Below are 21,221 nucleotides of genomic sequence, written 5' to 3'. Positions count from 1 at the left end.
CGAGCGCCAGCGGACCCTGTGTCCGGCGTTCGGCAGGCTTCACTGCTCTACGGACCGCATGAACAACGGACCTGGCGACTAGTTGACGGCGACGCAGTCCGCCGAGATCAGCTCCCAGTACGAGCCGTCGGCGTTCTGGCCGTCGGTGTAGATCCACTTCCCGACCGTCACGTTGCCGATCATGTCCTCCATGGCCGCCTTGTGCGCCGCCTGAGGCGTCGGGCCGTCGCCGTAGCCGGTGCACTTCCAGCCGTGGTCATAGGCGTTCGCCGTCGAGGCCGCGACAACCGGCCCGATCGTTGCGGCCAGCACCGCTGCGGCGGCGATGGCGTTCCTGATCCGCATGAAGACTCCTGTCGTGATCTAGGCGTACCGCTCGACCTGGGCGGCTCGAATCATTAAGGCACCGGCCGAACGCTGGTGAGTCTCACATTCGTCTCATGCCGGACAGCCCGGTTGTCACACCGGTGCGACATTGCCGCCCCCGGCAGCCCGCCGGACGATGAAAGCGTGGAAGACGCTCTGTTCAGCGCGGTTCGCAGGGTCCTGACCCACTTGCGCAATCCGCGGCGGCCGTCGGACCGGTTGCTGGAGACCTGGCCGGGGCTCGGGTCGCTGCAGGCGGTCAACGCCTTCGTCCGCACCGAGATCGACGCGATGGCCGGCTCCGCCTCGCCGGTCGACCAGGAGGCCGCCGAGATCCTGCGGCTGTACTACCTGGGACGGAGCACCGGGCACGACGTGACCGCGCATCGCGTCCACCTGAGCCGCGCCACCTACTTCCGGCGGCTCGACTACGGGATCCGGTGCCTGGCCGAGGCGGTGCGGGCTTTGGACGTCATCGAGGGCTGAGACGGCGTTCCGGCGGCAGGCTCGGTGGAAGTGGCGGTGGCGGTGGCGGTGGCGACAACCGTGGCTGTGGCGGTATCGGCGGCGCGCCTGGCGAACTTGTCCCCGGCCCGCCGCAGCAGCGTGGCGACCGTGGACTTGTCCACGCTCAGCCGGTGCGCGATCGCCTCGTACGTGTGGCCGCGGCTGCGCAACAGCAGCACCTGGTGCTCGGTCGGGGACAGCACCGGCGGACTGAGGCTGATGACGAAGGCCAGCTCCGGCGTGATCGCCACGGCGCCGGCGTGCACGGTCCGGATGGCGTCGGCGAGCTGGTCCGGATCGTCGTCCTTGACCAGGTAGCCGCAGGCGCCGGCCTGCATCGCCGCCCAGACCTCCCGGTGGTCGGCGTGCACGGACATGACCAGCACCGTGCGGCCGGCGCGCACCAGCGCCGCGATGTTGCGGGCCGGGGCGACGCCGTCCTGCAGCAGCAGGTCCAGCAGCACCACGTCGGCCTCGACCCCGGCGGCCAGATGCCCGGCCAGGCTCGTGTGCACCGCGCAGACCTCGATGTCCGGCTGCGCGGCCAGCAGGGCCCTGATCCCCGCCGGGGCGAGCCGGTCGTCGTCGACCACCGCGACCCGGATCACGCCGGCCACCGCAGCCGGACCCAGGTCCCGTGGCCCGGCACGCTGTCCACCCCGGCCGCCCCGCCGACCTCGGCCATCCGGCCGGCGATCGCCGTCGGCAGGCCCACGCCGGCCGGCGTCGTGCCGGGGTCGAACCCGGAGCCGCGGTCGACGACGTCCACGGTCACCGCCTCCGGGTCGTCGCCCGCGGCCTCGACGGTCACCCAGGCGGTGCGGGTGCCGGCGTGCGCCAGGACGTTGTTCAGCGCGGCGCGCGTCGCCCCGCACAAGGCCTCGACGACCGGCTCCGGCAGCCCCGGCGGCAGCGCCCCGAACTGGTAGCGCACCCGCAGACCGAGCGCGGCGCAGTCGGCCCCGGTGCCGACCAGCGCGAGGCGGAGTTCGGGCACTGATTCCCCGCCGGAGTCGTCCTTCTCGCTCAGCAGACCGCGCAGCAGGTCGGCGTTCGCCGCGCACCGCTCCCGCACCCGGGCGTCGGGATGGCCGACCGGCGCGGGCCGGGACATGGCGGTCAGCAGCGCCAGCGGGCCGTCGTGCAGCTCCAGATGACGCCGCCGCAGGTCCCGGTGCTGGCGGCGGCGCTCCAGATCCCGGCCCCGGTCCTCGGCCAGCCGCTCCCGCTCGGCGAGCACCGACCGCGCGCCGGCGCTCACGGCGGCCGCGGCCCGGTGCAGACGGCGCGCGCCGGTCAGGCAGACCAGCGCGATGCCGACCTGCCAGGCCAGGTCGCCGAGCGCGTTGCCGACGTCGGCGACCGACAGCCGGGTGATGACGGTCGCCAGGTACGCCGGGCCGAGGACCGCGCAGGCCGCCAGCGTCTGCCGGGTCGAGGCGTGGATCGCCACCCCGACCAGGGCCGCGGACACGAACGGCTCCAGCGCCGAGTTGCTGACGTCGTCGAAGTAGCCGGCGCCGCCGGCGACGCGCAGCGTGATCAACGCGGCGGCCAGGAGCCCGACGTCGACCGCGCTGATCCAAAGGGCCGGCGGGCCGCCGCGAGCCCGTGCCAGGTACACCAGCGCCCACGACCCGACCGCCGCGTAGGCCGCGACGGCGAGTCGGACGTGCGCGAACTGTCCCTCGCGCAGCCCGACGACGAGGCTGATGACCGCGCAGACCAGCGCGACGGCCCGGGCCGTGACCGCGACCGCGGTCAGGACCGCACCGACGTGCCTCTCGATATGAAGGCCGTCTTCGACACCAGCCGTCACTGGCGCTTCCACCCGATCTCGCCGTGCCTGCCCGATGACGCGTCGTCGGTTTCACTCGACCGCCGATGAGACTCCACAGCTGATATGAGTGTCCGACGACGCTTTCATTCATCGTAGTTGCCACGGCGGGCATTGGCCCTCAGCGCGGCTCAATCCTCAACGAGACGCCGGCTGCTCGTTGACCGGCGGGACGGCGCCGAAGCCGTAGCCCCACTTCAGCTGGCTGACACCGCTGGCGTTGTTGTTCTGCAGGCGCCCCTTGGCATCCAGGCTCTCTATCGAGTACGAGTCGCCGGTTCGCAGGCCCGGCCAGTAGACCATCCCCATGCCCATGCCGCGGGCGGTGTCGGTGACGGCGGCGAAGTAGGACGTGTACTGGTTCCCGTTGTGGGCGCCGTAGTTCAGGCCGGTGGTCATCGGGGAGCCGGCCTCGTCGATGATGGTGCGGTAGGCGTAGCCGCCGATGCGGGGAAGCAGGTTGTTGATCCAGTCCGCCTCGGTGGTGGAGCTGGCCCAGTAGCCGTAGAAGTGCAGCGAGAGCAGCGTGCCGTTCAGAGCCGGGGCGGCACCGACGCCGGTGACGTTGTCGTTGTAGCCGCTGCCGGAGATGACGACGTGGTCGCGCGGGACGTCGGCGTGCCGGGCGAGCCAGCCGGTGCAGACCTGGACCCACTCGTCGAGGGTGTAGCCGAAGGGCTCGTTCATCGGCTCGAAGTAGACGCGCGGGTTGGTCCGGTACGCGGCGGTGACGGTGTCCCACATGGTGTTCCAGGCGGCGACGTCGTCGATCCTGCCGTTCTTCGGGGTCGGCGCCTCCCAGTAGCTGAGGATCACCTTGTCGCCGGAGGCCGTCGCGGCGTCGATGGTCGCGCGGTAGGAGTTCCACCAGGCGGTGCCGACGCTGGCCGGGTTGATCGGCAGGCGCAGGGTGTCGGCGCCGAGGTTGGCGCGGAAGCCGTCGACCATCTTCTGGGTGACGCGGTAGACGGTGCGGTAGTCGTCGGTGACGCTCAGGCCGCTGGGCACGACGGCGTCGCTGGCGTAGTTGTCGCGGGGGTCGGCCCAGTTCACACCGTGGAAACTGCTCGGCGGGGCGCCCTTGGCCGCGCCGGCGGCGGCTGCCGGGGCGGCCGGAGCCGGGCTCGCGGCGGCGTAGGCGGCGAACCCGCTGGTCACGGTGGCCGCGAGCACGCCGACCACGATGACCGAAGCGGTGCGCCGGAAACGCACGAGGGGATGACGCATCAGGTACTCCCTCAATTAATTCGGGTGTAAATTAACTGCACGGAAGCTAGGGCCGCAGCGAACGCACTGTCAAGGGGCGGCCCGGCACGCCGCCCGGCCCGGACCACTACGATTCCCCCATCAGCTTCCCCATCAGTGCGCCCGGCACGGCCGACGACGTGGCGCGGGGCCGTCCGGCGAAGAAAGCGGTTGATATGCGGTGGGGCGCGGGCTTCGTCTCCGGGGACATGACCCGCACCGCGGTGCTCGCGCTGCTGGCCCGGCGCGGCCCGCTCAGCCGCGCGCAGATCGCCGAGCTGCTGGACCTGAGCCCGGCGACGATCACGCAGGGCACGCGGCGGCTGCTCGCCGAGGGCTTGTTGGTGGAAGAAGCGCCGCGGCCGTCGCAGGGCGGCGGACGTCCCTCGATCCCCCTCGCACTGGTCCCCGAATCGGCGCACACCATCGGGATCCAGGTCGCGCACGAGCACGTCACCGGCGTCACCTGCCGGCTGGACGCCGAGGTCGTGCACAGCTTCCGCCACACCTTCGACCCGGCCGCCCCGGACGCACTCCAGACTCTCATCACCCTGATCCGCACGGAGATCGACGAGGCCCGGCACCGCGGACTGCCACTGGCCGGAGTCGGAGTCGCGGTGCCCGGCATCGTCGACCCGGAGACCGGAACCCTGCGGATGTCGGTACGGCTGGGCTGGAACGGCCTGCCGCTGGCCGCACGGCTCCGCGAGGCGCTGGGCGTCCCGGTGTTCGTGGACAACGACATCAGCGCGGTGACGGCCGCCGAACGCCTCTACGGCCCCGGAGCAGACGAGGCCGACTTCCTGCTCGCCGCCATCGGCCAGGGCATCGGCCTCGGGATGGTGCTCGACGGCGCGCCGTACCGAGGCGCCCTCGGCGCCGCCGGCGAGTTCGGGCACATGCCGGTGCAGCCCGACGGACCGGTGTGCGTGTGCGGCAACCGCGGGTGCCTGGAATCGCTGGTGAGCACAGAGGCCTTGCTGCGCAGAGCGCACGACGCGGGCATCCTGCCGGCCGCATCAGACCTCGATGACCTCGGCACAGCCGCCCGCAACGGCGACCCGGCGGCTGTGGCGCTACTGCAGACGGCGGCGACACTGCTCGGCCGAGCCCTGGCCGGGGTGGTGAACCTGCTGGGGCCGCGCAGCGTGGTCGTCATCGGCGAGATCACGGCACTGTGGGACCTGCTCGGCGAACCGATGCACGCGGTCCTGCTGGACCACCTGCTGCCCTGCGTCCGCGACACCACGATCGAGGTGCGGCCGTGGGACGACGAGCTGATCGCGGCCAGCGCTGCGCGCGTGGTGCTGGCGGCGCCGCTCGCCGCGCCACGGCAGCGGGGGTGAGGCGCTGAGTTCCGCGCCCACGTCTCGTCTGACGGTGTGAGAGCCACGACGGCCTTGCTCGGCGTGGATGCTCAACGCGGCGCACGCGCTGGCCAGTCGCGCACGCCGCGAAGCGCGCGCCCTCAGCGGAACCGAACATCCCGCCGCCACCGCGCCGGCGGCGTGCCGTACCGGTTCTTGAACGCGCGGCTGAATGCGGCCTCCGAGGCGTAGCCCACGCTCTCCGCGACGTGCGTGACCGGCAGGAGGGTGTCGCGCAGCAGCGTGGTGGCGGCGTCCAGGCGGACGTGCGCGAGGTACGTGGCCGGCGGCTTGCCCACCCGGGCCACGAAGCGTGCCGCGAATGCCGAGCGGGACAGGTTGCTGGCGCGTGCCAGCTCGTCGACTGTCCAGTCGTGGCCGGGTTCGCGGTGGATGGCGCTCAGGGCCAGGCCGATCTGCGGGTCGAAGGCGCCGGCCAGCCAGGTGGGTTCGGCGTCGGCGCCGGAGGCCCAGGTGCGCATGATCTGGATGAAGATCAGGTCCAGGATGCGGGAGACCATCACTGCGGAGCCCTGCGACGGCGACTGCATCTCCAGGACGATCATGCGGCGGGCGACTTCGAGTCCTTCGAGCGCCTCCAGGTCCGGGCCGCCGGAGCCACCGGAGCCGCGCAGGATGATCACCGCCGGCAGGCTGCCGAGCAGGTGGCTGGCCTGCGGGTCGCCGATGGTGAACGTGCCGCAGAGCCAGCGCGCGGGTTCGGGGACGTCGTCCGCCGCTCCGTCGGCGAGCGCGAGGGCGTGCGCGCCTCCGCCGGCGTCGCTGATCGAGTGCGAGTCGCCGCGGGGCAGCAGGACGAAGTCGCCGCGGCGCAGGTGCTCGGCGTGCGGGTAGCCGTCGATCTCCAGCAGGACCTCGCCGGCTTCGACGATGTGCAGACTCCCCCGGTCGGCGAACCCGATCGAGAACGACGGCGGCGGGGTGTACGCGACGATCCGCTCACCGCTCAGCCGGACGCTCCGCAGCAGTTCCGAGAGCAGGTCGTGGGGCTGGCCGTCCGGCGTGGCTGGACGATCTGCAAGGTTTTCCGGCGGGGCGGTCATGGTCGCTGCCCATTCCTCTGAAATATTCTCGACGAACAGTGAGCGGGACCACCATACGCCACATCAAATCCGGCCCGCGCACGTCGATTACCGCCACCATAACGGGAGGTCATAATGGCCGAGTACAGCAACTCCACCAAAATCAGCTTCATCTATTCCAATCCCGCCGACCCGGACGCCTTCGAGGCCGCCTACGCCGACCAGCTCGCGCTGGCCCGCAAGCTCCCGGGCCTGAGCCGGCTGGAGGCGGCGAAGGTCTGGCCGAAGGAGGACGGCAGCCCCACCCCGGCATACCGCCTGCTGGACCTGTACTTCGCGGACTACGCGGCGGCCAGTGCCGCCGCCGCGGAGGCCGGTCCGCTGGTCGGCGCCACGAAGCAGCACGCCACCGGCGGCGTGATCATCGCCTTCGCGGAAGTGCTCGAAGAAGACTGAGCGTGTAGGTGATTCTTAATCGTTGCCGGGGCCGGATTCTTCGGGCCCCGGCAACGATTATTTTCCCCACATTGAACTGCGAATATTCAGCGGCGAGAATACCACCGAGTCAGTCATGTCAGCATCCCTGTCAGCGCCGAGTCAGTCCTGTCAGCGCCGAGTCAGTTCCGTGTCAGCACGCCCGCCGAAAGTGGAGACACGACAGCGGGCCGCAGCGGCCCGCGAAGCAGACAGCCAGACCAGGGAGACCACGATGACCACCTTCGCCACCCCCGCCCCGATCTCCGTCGTCCTGGACATCCCGGCGGGCCGGGTCCGGCTGATCGCCGGCGAGCGCGCCGAGACCACCGTGGAGGTGCTGCCGGTGCAGGCCTCGAAGAAGCGGGACGTCAAGGCCGTCGAGCAGACCGCGATCGAGTTCGAAGACGGCGTCCTGCGCGTCACCACGGTCGAGACCAACCGCTACCTCGGCACCGGCTCCGTGGACGTGACGATCCATCTGCCCGCCGGCTCACGAGTCCAGGGCAAGGCCGGCGCCGCCGAGCTCTACGGCACCGGGCGGCTCGGCGACGTCGCGTTCGAGGGCGGATACCGCGCCATCGACCTCGCCGAGGCGGCCAGCGCGCAGCTCACGATGCACATGGGCGAGGTCACCGTCGGACGCCTGACCGGACCGGCGCGCATCCGCAACGGCATGGGCGACATCACCATCGCCGAGGCCGTCACCGGCACCGTCGAGCTGCGCACCGACATGGGCAACCTGTCCGTGCACGCCGCCAGCGGTGTCTCGGCCACCCTCGACGCCGGTACGACGCAGGGCCGCATCATCAACGCGCTGACGAACAGCGTCGGCGCCACGGCCGCCCTGACCATCAAGGCGACCACGTCCAGCGGCGACATCACGGCCGTCAGCCTGTGACGGCGGTGCGTGAAGCGTGCAAGGCGCGTGAAGCCTACGACAGCCTCACAGCGGCGCGATCTCGGTCTTGCGCAGATGCTCGTACACCAGCGACGTCCGCACGTCCGCAAGCTCCTTGCGCCGCGTGAGCTTGTCCAGCACCAGCGCCTGCAACTGGTCGGTGTCCTTCACGGCGACGTGGATCAGGAAGTCGTCGCCGCCGGAGACCACGAACACCGACAGCACCTCGGGCAGCTCCTCGACGAAAGCCCGGAACCCGTCGATGACCGCGCGGTTCGGCGGCCGCACGCGCACCGCGATCAGCGCCTGCAGCGTGCGGCCGATGGCCGCCAGGTCCACCTGCGCGTGATACCCGACGATCAGCCCGCGGCGGCGCAGCGAGCGCATCCGCTCCAGACAGGTCGAGGGGGCGATGTTCAGCGTCTTGGCCAGCTCACGGTTCGTGCGCCGGCCATCGTTCTGCAAAAGCGCCAGCAGCGCCGAATCAATGGCGTCCAGATCGGTCACTCCGGCAACCTAGCAGAACTTAATTCGGATCTTGAGCGATCGGAGCGCACCAGCGGCTACTGTCGGCCCTCAGATCCGGCACTGGTTCGCCCGAACGGCGCGAACACCGACTGCCGGCCGGCGCCCAGCCCCGCGAGGAGTACCGCATGCCGTCGCCCGAGAACACCCTCCCCCGCTTCGAGAAGTGCGCGATCGTCATCGACGACGCGCTGCCCACCGGCCTGGCGATGAACGCCGCGGCCGTCCTGGCGCTCTCGATCGGCGACGCCTACGGCCAGAGCGCGCTCGGTCCGGAGGTCAAGGACCGCGACGGCCAGGTGCACGCCGCGATCACCGAGGTCCCGCTGCCGATCCTCAAGGCCGACGCGCAGGCCCTGCACGGCATCGTGGCCAAGGCGCTGGCCGAACCCGACGTCTTCCTCGTCGACTTCACCTCCGCCGCGCAGGCGGCCCGCGACTACGGCACGTACATCGAGTCGATGGAGGTCACCTCGGCCGAGGACCACGTGTATGTGGGCGTCGCCGTGGTCGGTGCGAAGAAGGCGGTACAGCGGCTGAGCGGAAGCCTGCCGCTGTACCGGTAACGGTAACCAGCCGAAGCCGGATCGGATCAGATCGGTTCAGCTCAGATCGCTTCAGATCAGATCGGATCAGCTCGGATCAGATCAGCTCGGCTCGGATCGGTTCAGCTCAGGCCGAGCGTCGACAGCGCCGTCTGCCAGTCCGTCGCGATCGCGTTCTGCGCGTCGGCCAGGCTGGCGCTCCCGTTGCAGACGGCCTTCTTCAGCTTGTTCTCGACACTGTCCTTCGTGTACGAAGTGCCGCCCGAGCTGTCGGTGCCGTAGTGCGGCTCGGGCCACAGGTTCTGCGGGTCGCGCGGCGCGCCGCCGAGCTCCAGCGGGATGAAGTGGTCTTCCTCGTAGTCGCTCGTGCTGGTGTCGCTGTAGCCGTACTCGGCGATCTGCTTGACCTTCAGCGCGTTGGTGTAGGACGTCGGCGGACGGACCGTCGCGGTCCAGCCCGACACGCAGATCGTCGAGTCGATCGTGTCCTGCGTGACGTCCGGGTTCAGCGCGCCCGGCGTGCACGCCGGGTCCGGCAGCGGCAGGTACGCCTGGGAGCACGTGATGTCTGCGTGGGCGGCCTGGGCGTCGGGCCCGACGAACACGGCCGCGCCGGCGATGGCGGCCGAGACGGCGACGAACAGGGTGAAGCGACGCGATATCGCGTAGGACATGGGGATGCGGCCTTCCGGTGGGTGGCGAAGGTGGCTTTCGCTGTCGCCGGGGAAGCTACCGACGAGTACGGAGGGCCGCAAGATGCTGATATCAAGATTCAGTCATAGGCCCGGAACTCATAACCTGCCGTTTCCCGCAGCGCACGCCTCAATCCATCGGAAACCCGGACTTGGCCGCCATCCCGAAGTCCGACAGCAGGTGGGCGCCGTTCACCGGCCGGGACACCGGCGAGGCCAGGAAGAGCACCAGAGCGGCGACCTCATCAGGGCTCTGAACCGGGTAGCCCACGCCGTCGAAGCCGGCCGCGAGCCCCATGTCGGCACGGGACATCGGCGTGTCCACGATCGAGGGGCACACGCAGTTGACGCGGATGCCGTCCGGCGCGAGATCGGTGGCCAAAGCCTTGCCCAGCATCAGAACCGCGCCCTTGGACGCGCAGTAGGGCGCCATGCCTTCCGAGGCGACCAACGACGAGTCGGAGGCCAGCAGCACGATGCTCGGCGCCGCCGCGCGCCGCAGATGCGGCACGGCGTGCTTGGCGCTGAGGAACGCGCCCCTGGCGTTCACCGCCATCACCGAATCCCAGTCCCGCACTGCGATATCGGCCGCGTGTGTACCTACCGGACCGGAGATCCCGGCGCAGCACACCAGGACGTCGATGCCGCCGTGCGTGCCGGCGATCGCGTCGAGTGCGGCCGCCACCTGTGCCTCGTCGGTGACGTCGGCCGGCCACGGCGCCGAGGCCGAGCGGTCCAGGACCGCGACGCGGGCACCCTCGGCCCGGAACGCCTCCGCGCACGCCGCCCCGATCCCGGAGGCGCCGCCGGTGACGACGACCACGCGGTCGGCCAGTCGCAGCTCCATCGCCTCAGGCCGTCCAGGTGGCCGGGTCGTGGGCGGTGTGGTTCAGGAACACCGCGCGGGCGCCCATCGCGATGGCGTTGGTCGTCCCGGCGTCGGTGTCGTAGCCCCAGATCCGGCCGGTGGACTGGTAGGCGCCGGCCCGGAAGTTCAGGATGACGACGCCGTCGCAGGGCACGACCTTCTCCTGCCAGGTGAGCAGGTAGATGTCCGCGCGGATCTTCCACACGCGAGCGCGGTCGACGTCGGCCAGACCTTTCTCGGCCCCGGCCAGGCACTGCCAGGCGTAGGCGTTCTCGTGCAGGTAGATGTGCTCGTAGGCGTTGTCGGGTCCGTAGACGTACTGGATCCGACGACCGACCAGGTCGGCCGTGCGCTGATGGCGTTCGGCACTGGTGCCGTCGAAGGTGCCGCCGTCCACGTCCTCCTCGGCGAACAGGCCGCCCTTGGCCGGGCCCGAGACTATGGAGCTGCGCACGACGGTTGCGACGCTCGCGGTCAGGTCGAGGAGCATCACCACGGCGGCCATATCGTCGTCAGCCCGAACGAAGTGCACGAGGAACAGCCCCGCATCGACCTCCTTGATCGAGGCCTGATGAACGGTCGTCGCCGAGCCCTCCCGCAGTTCCACGGCTCCCCCGCCGCTGAACCACACCGATACCTCGCCGGCCGTGTCCAGCCGCAGCTTGAGAACTCTGCCGTCCAAGGCCGAGGACTCGGGGATGTTGTAGGCGGCGAACCCGTTGTTGTCGAGGACGTTCAGCGTCGGCCACAGATCGGCGGCGACGTAGTCCTGCTCGTAAGTGGTCATCGTGTGCTCCTGTACTCCTGTGCTCGTTACCTTCAGCCGAGCCCGTCGGCGCCGACCCGCGTGGCGTCGGCGGACTCGTCGAGAACGGTGTCGGTGATCGGCTGCGGGACGCCGTCGAGGTCCAGGACCGGAGAGGCCTCCTTGTACCAGGACTCGATGACGGCGTTGCCCCAGAAGTCGCGGCGCCGGTCGTCGTGGATGTTCCAGCGCCACGTCCGGTGGTCCGGATCGCCGGTGTAGTAGTCGGAGGTGTAGATCTCCACGCGGTGCCCGTCCGGGTCGCGCAGGTAGACGTAGAAGGCGTTGGAGACGCCGTGCCGGCCGGGGCCGCGCTCGATGTGGTGCTCGGCGTGCACGGCGCCGAACAGGTCGGCGGTCCGCAGCACCTGGTGCGACTCGTGCGTGGCCAGGCCGAGGTGGTGCAGCCGGGGCCCGGCGCCGCCGGTGAAGGCGACGTCGTGGACGGTCTGCTTGCGGTACATCCAGGCCGCGTACAGCTCGTGCTCGTCGCCTTCGATGGTCTCCGAGCAGCCGAATCCCAAGCCCTGGTAGTGCTCGTAGGCGGCGGGGATGTCCGGGGTGCAGATGTTGAAGTGGTCCAGGCGCGCAATCTCGGCGCCTCGCCGCAAGTCGTAGCGCTGGATCAGCCGCTCAGCCTGCGCTATCTCATAGAAGAACTCGACCGGGAAGCCGAGCGGATCCACCACGCGTACCGCTTCGCCGATCCCGTGCGTCCCGCTCCCGCCGGGGATCCGACGCGTCTGGCATCCCAGGGCCCTGACGTAGGCCTCGGCACGATCGACATCCTGCGGGGTCCGGACGCGGTAGGCGATGTGATCCAATGCCGCTGTGTCGCCGAGGCGCAGCACCAGCGAGTGGTGCGTGAGCTCATCAGTGCCGCGCAGGTAGAGGCTGTCCTCGGTCTGGTACTGCACGTGGAAGCCCAGCATCTCGACCCAGAACCAGCGCGCGGCGTCCAGATCGGTGACGGCCAGCTGCGCGTACGCGGAGCGCACGACGTCCGGTGGCGGCGGGGTATCGGTCATAGATATCAGCCCTCCTCATCAGTACCGGCGCCGAAGCGCGGGACGTGGGTCTCGCCGAGCGCGACGGAGACGATCTGGGAGTCGGTGTAGAAGTCGATGCTGTGCGCGCCGCCCTCCTGGCCTAGCCCCGAGGCCTTCACCCCGCCGAACGGCGTCCGCAGATCGCGCACGTTGTGCGAGTTCAGCCACACCATCCCGGCCTCGATCGCCTGCGCGACCCGGTGGCCGCGCTGGAGGTTCGAGGTCCAGACATAGCCCGCGAGTCCGTAGCGCGTGTCGTTGGCCAGCCGGACCGCCTCGGCCTCGTCGGCGAACGGCACGACGGCGACGACCGGCCCGAAGATCTCCTCGCGCCAGATCCGCATCGACGGCTGCACGTCGGCGAAGACCGTGGCGGCCAGGTAGTTGCCCTCCGGCAGTGCCTCCGGCCGCGCGCCGCCGGCCACCAGGCGTGCGCCTTCGGCGATGCCGGACGCGACGTAGCCGAGGACCCGCTCGTAGTGCTCGGGGTGGACCAGCGCGCCGATCTCAGTGTCAGGATCCTGCGGATGCCCGACACGGATCCGTGCGGCGCGCGCCGCGTAGCGCGCCACGAACTCCTCGTAGATCGAGGCCTCGACGATGACCCGCGAGCCGGCCGTGCAGCGCTCGCCGTTGAGCGAGAAGACGCCGAACAGCGCGCCGTCGACGGCGGCGTCCAGGTCGGCGTCGGCGAACACCACGCACGGCGACTTGCCGCCGAGCTCCATCGACAGGCCTTTGAGACCGGTGGCGGCGGCCCGCATGATGGTCTGCCCGGTCGTGGTCTCGCCGGTGAAGGAGATCAGCGGCACGTCCGGGTGCTCGACCAGCGCGGCGCCGGCTTCCTCGCCGATGCCGTGCACGATGTTCAGGACCCCGGCCGGCAGCCCGGCCTCCTCGGCGATCTCCGTCCACAGCGACGCCGACAGCGGCGTGAACTCGGCCGGCTTGAGCACGACGGTGCAGCCAGCGGCGATGGCCGGGGCCAGTTTCCAGCTCTCCAGCATGAACGGCGTGTTCCACGGCGTGATGAGCCCGGCCACGCCGATCGGCTTGCGCACGACGTAGCCGATCTGCGCGGCGGTGCGGAAGGCGTCCTCGTGCAGCGCGTTGACCAGGTCGGCGAAGTACCGGAAGTTCTCGGCCGCGCGCCGGGCCTGGCCGCGGGCCTGGGTGATCGGCAGGCCGGTGTCGAAGGACTCCCAGGCGGCGAGCCGGTCCTCGCGGGCCTCGATGGCGTCGGCGATCCGGTGCAGGATCCGGCCGCGCTCGCGCGGGCTCATGCGGGGCCAGGGGCCGATCTCGAACGCGGCGCGCGCCGCCACGACGGCCGCGGCGATGTCGGCGGGGCCGCCGGAGGCGACGTCGCAGTACCCGATGTTGGTGGCCGGGTCGGCGTTGGCGAAGGTGCGGCCGTCGGCGGAGTCGGTCTGTTCGCCGGCGATGTAGTGGCGGATCGTCTTGGGCAGGTCCGCAGGGATGGAAGTCATGGGTGGTCCTCTATGCGGGGAAGTCGAGCAGGTCGGCACCGGCGGACCGCAGGGCCCTGATCTTTGCCAAACCGGCCTCGGTGGGTTCGATCAGCGGTGGGCGGACGTGCGCGGATGCCAGGAGTCCGGCGTCCTTGAGCACCCATTTGGCCGGGGCCGGATTGGTCTCTACGAACAGCAGGTCGACCAGCGGATGCAGCCGGTAGTGCAGGTCGCGCGCGCCGTCCTGATCCCCGGCTTCCCAGAGTTCGTACATGCGCGCGACGGCGGCCGGTGCGATGTTGGCCAGGGCGGAGACGAAGCCGGCGCCGCCGAGGGCCAGCAGCGGCAGGCACAGCAGTTCGATGCCCGACCACATCAGCAGGTCCGGGCCGCAGGCGTGGGAGGTGCGGGAGAAGTGTTCGAAGTCCTTGGTGGTCTCCTTGATCCCGACGATGTTGTCGAAGTCCTTGAAGAGCCTGGCGACGGTGCCCGGGTCGATCTCGACCGCGGTGCGGGAGGGCACGTTGTAGACGACCAGCGGCAGGTCGGGGAACTCGGCGGCGATCGTGGCGTACCAGCGGTACAGCGCCTCCTGCGTCGGGCGGGCGTAGTACGGCGTGATGATCAGCGCGGCGTCGGCTCCGAGGTCGCGGGCGGCCGAGGTGAGTTCGAGGGTTTCGGCGAGCTTCGCCGAACCGGTTCCGGGCAGGAAGGGCACCTGATCGGCGATGGTTTCGGCCGCTACTCGCATGGCCTCGATGCGTTCCTCGGTGCTCTGCGCACCGGGCTCGCCGGTGGAGCCGCCGAGGGAGATGCCATGGGAGCCAGAGCCGATCTGCCAACGGATCAGGGTTCGCAGTCCCGCCACGTCCAGGGCGCCGTCGTCGGCGAACGGCGTGACGACCGGCGCCAGGGAGCCGCGGATCTGCCGGGGGTCGGAGCGGAACTTCATGCCGGGCTCTCCATCCGGTTGTCGGTCGAGCTGTCGGTTCGGCCGGCGAGCCACGCCTGGTAGGCCTGCTGCCAGTCCGGGCCGAGCGGGTACAGACCGGCGATCGAAGCTCCGGCGGCCACCTGCTCGGTGATGAACGCCTCCTGGAGTTCCTGCTCCCGAGCGTCGGTAATGAGGTCGTCCAGCAGATGCGAGGGCAGGACGAGCACGCCGTCGGCGTCGCCGACCAGAACGTCGCCGGGCTGAATCAGGGTGTTGCCGCAGGCGATCGGGACGTCGGTGTCCCAGGGCACGTGCTTGCGGCCAAGCACCGCGACGTGCACGGAAGAGGAGTAGACGGGAAGATCGAACCCTGACACGGCAGCGCTGTCTCGCAGTCCGCCGTCGGTGACGATGCCGGCGGCGCCGCGTTGGAGCGCGCGCAGGGCCAGGATGTCGCCGAGCGTGCCGGCGTCTGCTTCCCGCCGGGCGTCCATCACCAAGACCTCGCCGGGCAGCAGCGATTCGATGGCGCGCTTCTGCGCGTTCATGCCGCCGCCATAGCGTGCGAACAGGTCCTCCCGCAGCGGGAGGTAACGCAGGGTTCGAGCAGTCCCGACCATCTTCAGGTCCGGACGCGTCGGGCGCACGCCGTCCACGAAGAAGCCGTTGAAGCCGCGCTTGCGCAGCTGGGAGGCGAGCGTGGCGGCGGAGATCACGGCCAGGGCGGCGCGCCGCGCGGCTGTGAGGGTCGCTACGACAGCAGCCGCGTCGCCGAACGCCGCCGCCTTGTCCTCGGCGAGCACCCGTGGCATCGCGCCGTACTCGGCCAGCGCGGCCTCCGCCTCGACCACGCGGTTGGCGAGCTTGCCGGTGGTGTGCGTGCCGCTGCTCACCTCGACCTCGACCAGGTCGCCGGGTTCGACGACGCCCGCCCCGGCGGGGGTGCCGGTGAGGATGACGTCGCCGGGCTCCAGGGTGATAGTCCGGGACAGGTCGGCGACCAGCCGGGCGAAGTCGAACAGCAGCGTGTCGCTGGTGTCGTCCTGGACGACGGTGCCGTTGACCCAGGTCCGCAGCCGCAGTGCGCCGGGTTCGACGGCGCGCGCGTCCAGCAGGCGCGGACCGACCGGCGTGAAGCCGTCGGAGCCCTTGGAGCGCAGGTTGGAGCCGCGGTCGGCGTAGCGCAGGTCGTAGACGCCTGCGTCGTTCGCGGCGGTGACCCAGGCAACGTGCTGCCAGGCCCGCTGCGGCGGGACTCGGTAGGCACGCTCGCCGATCACCAGGGCGATCTCGCCCTCGAACGCCATCAGCTCGCAGCCGCGCGGCCGGACCAGCGGGTCGCCGGTGCCGGCCAGCGAGGTGGCGGGTTTGAGGAAGTACGAGGGCTGATCCGGGATCCGGCCGCGCTCGGCGGCGCGGCTGCGGTAGTTGAGGTGGACCGCGATGACCTTGCCGGGCCGCGTTCCCAGGGGGTGGGGCATCAGTGTTCTCTCTCGCTGTTCTGGTGGGCTCAGCCGCGCGGCTCGATGCGGAATCCGTAGGCGCTGGTGCCGACGTCCACGACGGTCGCGCCGCCGTCGATCGGCAGTACGGCGCCGTTGACGTAGGAGGCCGCCGGGAACAGCAGCCAGGCGACCGCCTCGGCGATCTCGGCCGCGGCGGCGGCGCGGCGTTGCGGGACCAGGCGCGTGACCTGGTCGTAGCCGGCGTCCCGGGCGCCGCCGTGACCGATGAAGTCGTCCATCTCCTGGTCGGCCATCTCGGTGCGGACCCAGCCGGGGCACACCGCGTTGGCCCGCAGTCCCGCCGCGCCGTAGTCCGCGGCCAGGGTCTGCGTCAGCATGATCAGACCGGCCTTGGACGCCGCGTAGGCGCTGGCGCCGGTCGGGGCGCGCAGCCCGGCCACCGAGGACACGGCGACGACCGAGCCGCGTGCGGCAAGCAGGTGCGCGAGCGCCGCCTTGGCCAGCAGCGCCGGACCGGTCAGGTTGATCCGCAGCACCGTGTCCCAGTCCTCGGCCGAGGTCTCGCCGAGCGCGCCCGGGATCATCACTCCGGCGTTGAGCACGAGACCGTCAAGGCGGCCGTAGGTGTCCACGGCGGCAGCCACGACCGCGTTCGCCCCGTCGGCGTCGGCCGCGTCTCCGGCGACGGCCAGCGCGCCGGTCTCGGCGGCGATCGCGGCCAGCGGCTCGGGGCGGCGTCCGGCCGCGACCACCTGGTGCCCGGCGGCGGCCAGGCGTCGGGCGGTCGCCGCACCGATGCCGCTCCCGGCGCCGGTGACGATGAAGACGTGCTTGTCGGTCATGAGACCGAGTCTGCTCACGCGCCGGGCCGCGCACTTGTCCGGCAACGCACACCCGTTGTCGTCGGGTGAACGTCAGCCGAACGTCGGGCATGGCTCGGGTCCGGATCGATCGACTGGAGCTAAGGACACGGCCGGAAACCCTTGTCGCTCCCCGACAACTCCTGAGCGCTCCTGGACAAGACCCCCGTCGGGCGGCCCGCTCACACTGTGCTCACTTGTCCCCCGACCACAGGTCCCCGGCCCGAGGAGCAGCAGTGACCACGCAACAAGCAGGTCCCGGATACGAACAGCTCGGCAACGGCCGCAAACTCGGCCTGCTGGACGTCGTGGCCCAGTCCGTCGGCTTCATGGGGCCGGTGTTCTCGGTGGCGGCGATCGTCCCGCTGGTCGCCGGCATCATCACGGCCTCCGGCAAGGGCGCCGGCGGGGCGGCGCCGCTGGCGGTCGTCATCGCGGCGGTCGGGATGCTCGGGCTGGGCTGGACGGTCGTGCAGTTCACCAAGCGGATCCAGTCGGCGGGGTCGTTGTACGACTACATCGCCGAGGGCCTCGGCGAGCGGATCGGAGTGGCCGCCGGCTGGGTCTACTACGCCGGGATCATCATCCTCGGCGCCGGGATCGCGGTGCTGATCGGCGGCACCGTCCACGACCTGCTGCTGGCCGAGTTCGGGCACTCCGTGCTGCCGGGCTGGGGCTGGAACGTGCTGCTGCTGGCGCTGCTCGCGGTGGTGCTGCATCTCGGCGTGCAGCTGTCGACGCGGGCGCAGTTCGTGCTGGCGATGCTGTCGCTGGCGGTGATGACGGTGTTCTTCCTGTACGTCATCATCAAGTCCGGTTCGGCCAACAGCTTCAAGGCGTTCAAGCCCTCCAGCTCCCCGACGCACTGGAGCGGCGTGTTGTTCGGCGTGCTCTACGGGGTGCTGCTGTTCACCGGCTTCGAGGCCGCGGCCAACGTCGCCGAGGAGAGCGAGCACCCGAAGCGGGACGTGCCGCGCGCCGTGCTGTTCGCGATCCTCGCCGCGTTCGGGTTCTACCTGTTGGGCAGCTACGCGCAGGTCGTGGGCTTCCACTTCGACCTGAACGCGATCGGCCAGGCCAACGGCAACGCCCCGGCTCCGGCCGCCGGCCTGGTCACGGTGCTGGCCGGGCCGCACTCGGCCGGCGGTGTCGGCGCGGTGGCCGTGCGCCGCCTGGTGGAGCTGATCGTGCTGCTGGACATGACGGCCGTGTACATCGGCGTTTCGGTCTCCGGCGCGCGGGGCGTGTTCGCGATGGCCCGCGACCACCGGATGCCCAAGGCACTGGCCCGGGTCTCGGCACGCCGGGGTACGCCGAGCGCCGGGAACGCGGTGGTGGTCGTGGTGTACGGGACGTGGATCGTGCTCACCGCGGCCTGGGCCGGGCTGTTCGCCACGCCGGGGCTGCCGCACTACTTCGCGATGTACTCGTGGCTGTCGGCGTTCGGCGCGTTCGGGCTGGCCGTCACGTACGCACTGCTGTCGCTGGCGGTCCTGTCGCCGGTGATCGACACCGCGTTGTGGCGCAAGGGGTTGGCCTGCCTGCTCGGACTGGCGGTCACCGGAGGGGCGATTTTCGGCTCGGTCTACAAGGTCACGGCGCCGACCATCTACGCCCCGTACGCGGCGCTGGCGGTGCTGGTGCTCGGGTTCGCGGCGTCGTTCGTGTTCACGGGACGGACCCGGGCCGGCCAGATTCGTTGATCACCGGTGCATTGACTACCAGCCCCGCTTGGAGCAGCGTGGACCCACCCGCACGACCAACCCCGGGACGCACCATGACCCTGGCACTGCGCACCGCCGACCTGCCCGCGAACGACCGCTTCGACTTCTGGCGCAGCGTCGTGTGCGACACCTTCGTGCCGCTGCGCGCCGAACCGGGCACCGCGGACTTCCACGGCCAGATCCGCAGCATCCACCTCGGCGAGCTGCAGGTCACCGAGATCGACGCGACCGCGCACACCGTCAACCGCACGCCGCGCGCCATCGCCGCCTCCGACCGCGACTACTTCAAGCTCGGGTTGCAGCTGCGCGGCTACTGCGTCCTGACCCAGGACGGCCGCGAGGCCCCGCTGACCCCCGGCGACTTCGCCATCTACGACACCACCCGGCCCTACAGCCTGGCCTTCGACGACAGCTACCGGCAGCTGGTGCTGATGCTGCCGCGCCGGCTGCTGCGGGTCGCGCCGGAGGACGTCGGGCGGATCACGGCCGTGCGCGTCTCGGGGCGGCAGGGGGTCGGGGCGCTGGTGTCGCCGCTGCTGATGCGGCTGGCGGACCATCTGGACGAGTACGAGACGCCCGGCAGCGTGCGGCTGGCCGACAACATCGTCGATCTGCTGGTCACGCTGGTCGCGGACCGTCTGGAGCTGGAGGCTCCATGTCCGGATTCCGGGCGGCGGGCGCTGATGATGCGGATCACGTCGTTCATCGAGAGCCACCTCGGCGATCACGACCTCGGCCCGGACACCGTGGCGGCGGCGCACTTCATCTCGACGCGGTACCTGCACAAGCTGTTCCGGGACGAGGGGACGACGGTCTCGTGCTGGATCCGCGATCGGCGGCTGGAGCACTGCCGCCGGGATCTGCGCGACCCGCTGCAACTGGACCGCGCCGTCGGGGCGATCGCGTCGCGGTGGGGCTTCGCCGACGCCGCGCACTTCAGCCGGATCTTCCGCTCCGCATACGGCGCGAGTCCTCGGGAGTACCGGCTGACCAGCGATCCCGGCGGCGAGATCACGCTGAGCGTGGCGGATCGGGACTTCTAGCGCGGCAGCTGTATCAGGACTCGAACGCACCGCCCGGTCGAGGCCGCCCGGCGGGGCCGTCGCGTTGGCACTCTTGACGCGAGAGTGCCAACACTGCTTTCGTTGACACTCTCGCAAGCACAGAGCGCCGATCGCAGGGGGCTGAGAATGGCGACACCGGCGCTGGGCGCACCGTATCGGCGGCTGTGGACGGCAACACTGTTGTCCAACCTGGGCGACGGCATCCGGGCGGCGGCGTTCCCGCTGCTCGCGGCGGCCCTGACCAGCAGCCCGGTGCTGATCTCCGGCGTGGCCGTGGCCACCCAGCTGCCCGGCGTGCTCCTGGCGCTGCCGGCCGGTTCGTTCGCCGACCGGTTCGACCGCCGGCGCGTCGTGGTCGCCGCGGACGCCATCCGGCTCGTGTTCCTGCTGGGCCTGATCGCCCTCATCGTCTCCGGCGGAGCGACGATGAGCGTTCTGTACGTCGTCGTGTTCATCTCCGGCGCCACCGACGTGGTCCGCGCCACGGCTGCCAGCACCCTGGTGCCCTCGCTGGTACCGCACGAGCACCTGGACATCGCCAACGGCCGCATGGTCACCGCCGAGATCGCCGGCAACGAGTTCCTGGGCCCGCCTCTGGGCGGCTACCTGTTCGGCATCGCCCTGGTCCTGCCGTTCGCCGTCAACGGCGGAACACTGGCGATCGCCGTCGCGCTGGTGGCCGGCATCCCCGCGCTACTCCGAACCCCCGCCGGAGCAACGGCGGAAGCCAAAGCCGGCCGGCGACCGAACCGGACCGGCGGCGGCATGCACTGGCTGCGCCACCACCGCGGCTTCTGGCCGGTACCCGCGACCAGCGCCGCCCTGGCCCTGACGGACAGCGCCTGGTTCACCCTCCTCGTGCTCTACCTCCACCAGGTCCTGCACCTGAGTTCGGCCTGGTACGGAATCCTGCTCGCCGCCGGAGCCTTCGGCGGCCTCAGCGGCGGCTACTTCGCCGCCGCCCTCACCCGCCGGATCGGGCCGAAAGCCACCGCCCTGACCTGCCTCGCCCTCGCCGCAGCCGGCCAGCTGGCGCTGGGCACCACGAGCTCGGTGCTCGCCACCGCCGCCGTCCTGGCCAGCAGCAGCATGGCCTTCGCCATCTGGAGTGTGCAGGCACGCACCGCCATCCAGAGCTCGGTACCGCCGGACCTGTTGGGACGCGTCATCAGCATCAACCGGGCGGTCATCACTGCGGCATCGCTGGCCGGAGCCGGGCTCGGCGGCGTCGTCGCGAGCCGGCTGGGACTGCACGCGCCGTTCCTGCTCGGCGTCCCGGTCCTGATCGCCGCCGGGATACTGATCGCCGCGAGCACCGGGACGTTCGCAGACGCCGGTTGAGCCCGATCCTGCCTGACGCCCTACTGAGCAGCCCCCGTCAACGGCTGTTCGCTGACGGACAAGCCCCGGCTGCGGCCGCTTGCGACGCTGAACGCGACGACGCTTCAGGCGGCGCCAGCGGACCCGTACACGAAAT

At 70.9% G+C, this 21,221-nt stretch carries 22 protein-coding genes; 8 read left to right on the top strand and 14 right to left on the bottom strand.

Annotation, left to right across the window (positions count from 1 at the left end; genetic code table 11):
- Window positions 1–78: 78 nt before the first annotated feature.
- Window positions 79–345 (bottom strand): hypothetical protein, encoded by a 267-nt coding sequence (locus ABH920_RS17575; RefSeq protein ID WP_370350077.1) that lies wholly within the window; start codon window positions 343–345, stop codon window positions 79–81.
- A 165-nt stretch (window positions 346–510) separates the two neighbouring features.
- On the opposite strand from ABH920_RS17575, the gene ABH920_RS17570 reads away from it, so the two are divergent.
- Window positions 511–852 carry a hypothetical protein gene (locus ABH920_RS17570; RefSeq protein ID WP_370350076.1) on the top strand — a complete coding sequence of 114 codons (342 nt, stop codon included), beginning with the start codon at window positions 511–513 and terminating at the stop codon, window positions 850–852.
- Here the strand turns inward: ABH920_RS17570 and ABH920_RS17565 are convergent.
- From ABH920_RS17565 to ABH920_RS17555, 3 genes are all read right to left on the bottom strand, one after another.
- Entirely contained in the window at window positions 795–1,481 is a 687-nt protein-coding gene (locus ABH920_RS17565) for a response regulator (protein WP_370350075.1), read from the bottom strand. The two genes, ABH920_RS17570 and ABH920_RS17565, sit on opposite strands and share 58 nt — an antisense overlap.
- On the bottom strand, window positions 1,478–2,692 hold the full coding sequence (locus ABH920_RS17560; protein WP_370350074.1) for a sensor histidine kinase: 1,215 nt from the start codon (window positions 2,690–2,692) through the stop codon (window positions 1,478–1,480). Before ABH920_RS17560 ends, ABH920_RS17565 begins: the two co-directional genes overlap by 4 nt.
- 156 nt (window positions 2,693–2,848) lie before the next feature.
- Window positions 2,849–3,937 (bottom strand): cellulase family glycosylhydrolase, encoded by a 1,089-nt coding sequence (locus ABH920_RS17555; RefSeq protein WP_370350073.1) that lies wholly within the window; start codon window positions 3,935–3,937, stop codon window positions 2,849–2,851.
- Window positions 3,938–4,131: 194 nt separating this feature from the next.
- On the opposite strand from ABH920_RS17555, the gene ABH920_RS17550 reads away from it, so the two are divergent.
- Window positions 4,132–5,301, top strand: a complete 1,170-nt coding sequence (locus ABH920_RS17550; RefSeq protein WP_370350072.1) for an ROK family protein — start codon at window positions 4,132–4,134, stop codon at window positions 5,299–5,301.
- A 122-nt stretch (window positions 5,302–5,423) separates the two neighbouring features.
- On the opposite strand, the gene ABH920_RS17545 is transcribed toward ABH920_RS17550, so the two are convergent.
- Window positions 5,424–6,386, bottom strand: coding sequence for a cupin domain-containing protein (locus ABH920_RS17545; RefSeq protein ID WP_370350071.1), 963 nt, complete (start codon window positions 6,384–6,386; stop codon window positions 5,424–5,426).
- Window positions 6,387–6,500: 114 nt separating this feature from the next.
- Between ABH920_RS17545 and ABH920_RS17540 the strand changes: the two genes are divergently transcribed.
- On the top strand, window positions 6,501–6,821 hold the full coding sequence (locus ABH920_RS17540; protein WP_370350070.1) for an EthD family reductase: 321 nt from the start codon (window positions 6,501–6,503) through the stop codon (window positions 6,819–6,821).
- Window positions 6,822–7,074: 253 nt separating this feature from the next.
- Complete coding sequence (locus tag ABH920_RS17535; RefSeq protein WP_370350069.1) at window positions 7,075–7,740, top strand: DUF4097 family beta strand repeat-containing protein; 666 nt, start codon at window positions 7,075–7,077, stop codon at window positions 7,738–7,740.
- A 45-nt stretch (window positions 7,741–7,785) separates the two neighbouring features.
- On the opposite strand, the gene ABH920_RS17530 is transcribed toward ABH920_RS17535, so the two are convergent.
- Window positions 7,786–8,238 carry an Lrp/AsnC family transcriptional regulator gene (locus tag ABH920_RS17530; RefSeq protein WP_194908649.1) on the bottom strand — a complete coding sequence of 151 codons (453 nt, stop codon included), beginning with the start codon at window positions 8,236–8,238 and terminating at the stop codon, window positions 7,786–7,788.
- 155 nt (window positions 8,239–8,393) lie between these two features.
- Between ABH920_RS17530 and ABH920_RS17525 the strand changes: the two genes are divergently transcribed.
- On the top strand, window positions 8,394–8,831 hold the full coding sequence (locus ABH920_RS17525; protein WP_370350068.1) for a DUF2000 domain-containing protein: 438 nt from the start codon (window positions 8,394–8,396) through the stop codon (window positions 8,829–8,831).
- A gap of 101 nt (window positions 8,832–8,932) precedes the next feature.
- Here ABH920_RS17525 and ABH920_RS17520 read toward each other — a convergent pair whose 3' ends face one another.
- The 8 genes from ABH920_RS17520 to ABH920_RS17485 all read right to left on the bottom strand — a co-directional run bounded on the left by ABH920_RS17520 (window position 8,933) and on the right by ABH920_RS17485 (window position 16,938).
- The gene (locus ABH920_RS17520) at window positions 8,933–9,484 is read right to left on the bottom strand and encodes a hypothetical protein (RefSeq protein WP_370350067.1); all 552 of its coding nucleotides are present in this window, start codon (window positions 9,482–9,484) and stop codon (window positions 8,933–8,935) included.
- A gap of 148 nt (window positions 9,485–9,632) precedes the next feature.
- Window positions 9,633–10,349, bottom strand: coding sequence for an SDR family NAD(P)-dependent oxidoreductase (locus tag ABH920_RS17515; RefSeq protein WP_370350066.1), 717 nt, complete (start codon window positions 10,347–10,349; stop codon window positions 9,633–9,635).
- A 4-nt stretch (window positions 10,350–10,353) separates the two neighbouring features.
- Window positions 10,354–11,157, bottom strand: coding sequence for a MoaF C-terminal domain-containing protein (locus ABH920_RS17510; RefSeq protein WP_370350065.1), 804 nt, complete (start codon window positions 11,155–11,157; stop codon window positions 10,354–10,356).
- 32 nt (window positions 11,158–11,189) lie between these two features.
- Window positions 11,190–12,203, bottom strand: a complete 1,014-nt coding sequence (gene hpaD / locus ABH920_RS17505) for a 3,4-dihydroxyphenylacetate 2,3-dioxygenase (RefSeq protein WP_370350064.1) — start codon at window positions 12,201–12,203, stop codon at window positions 11,190–11,192.
- A 5-nt stretch (window positions 12,204–12,208) separates the two neighbouring features.
- Entirely contained in the window at window positions 12,209–13,714 is a 1,506-nt protein-coding gene (gene hpaE, locus ABH920_RS17500) for a 5-carboxymethyl-2-hydroxymuconate semialdehyde dehydrogenase (protein ID WP_370350063.1), read from the bottom strand.
- Window positions 13,715–13,724: 10 nt separating this feature from the next.
- Window positions 13,725–14,648, bottom strand: a complete 924-nt coding sequence (dapA, locus tag ABH920_RS17495; RefSeq protein ID WP_370350062.1) for a 4-hydroxy-tetrahydrodipicolinate synthase — start codon at window positions 14,646–14,648, stop codon at window positions 13,725–13,727.
- A complete protein-coding gene (locus tag ABH920_RS17490; protein ID WP_370350061.1) occupies window positions 14,645–16,111 on the bottom strand; it encodes a fumarylacetoacetate hydrolase family protein in 1,467 nt (488 codons plus the stop codon). Before ABH920_RS17490 ends, dapA begins: the two co-directional genes overlap by 4 nt.
- 29 nt (window positions 16,112–16,140) lie before the next feature.
- Window positions 16,141–16,938: an SDR family NAD(P)-dependent oxidoreductase gene (locus ABH920_RS17485; RefSeq protein ID WP_370350060.1), complete on the bottom strand. Its 798-nt coding sequence runs from the start codon at window positions 16,936–16,938 to the stop codon at window positions 16,141–16,143.
- Window positions 16,939–17,192: 254 nt separating this feature from the next.
- On the opposite strand from ABH920_RS17485, the gene ABH920_RS17480 reads away from it, so the two are divergent.
- The 3 genes from ABH920_RS17480 to ABH920_RS17470 all read left to right on the top strand — a co-directional run bounded on the left by ABH920_RS17480 (window position 17,193) and on the right by ABH920_RS17470 (window position 21,085).
- Complete coding sequence (locus tag ABH920_RS17480; RefSeq protein ID WP_370350059.1) at window positions 17,193–18,659, top strand: APC family permease; 1,467 nt, start codon at window positions 17,193–17,195, stop codon at window positions 18,657–18,659.
- A 74-nt stretch (window positions 18,660–18,733) separates the two neighbouring features.
- Window positions 18,734–19,723, top strand: a complete 990-nt coding sequence (locus ABH920_RS17475; RefSeq protein ID WP_370350058.1) for a helix-turn-helix domain-containing protein — start codon at window positions 18,734–18,736, stop codon at window positions 19,721–19,723.
- 147 nt (window positions 19,724–19,870) lie between these two features.
- Entirely contained in the window at window positions 19,871–21,085 is a 1,215-nt protein-coding gene (locus ABH920_RS17470) for an MFS transporter (protein WP_370350057.1), read from the top strand.
- Window positions 21,086–21,221: the final 136 nt, after the last annotated feature.

Origin of the sequence: Catenulispora sp. EB89, from assembly GCF_041261445.1 — a bacterium.
Taxonomy (GTDB): domain Bacteria; phylum Actinomycetota; class Actinomycetes; order Streptomycetales; family Catenulisporaceae; genus Catenulispora.
Note: the sequence above shows the minus strand (reverse complement) of the source record. Positions and strands in the feature narration are given on the sequence as shown.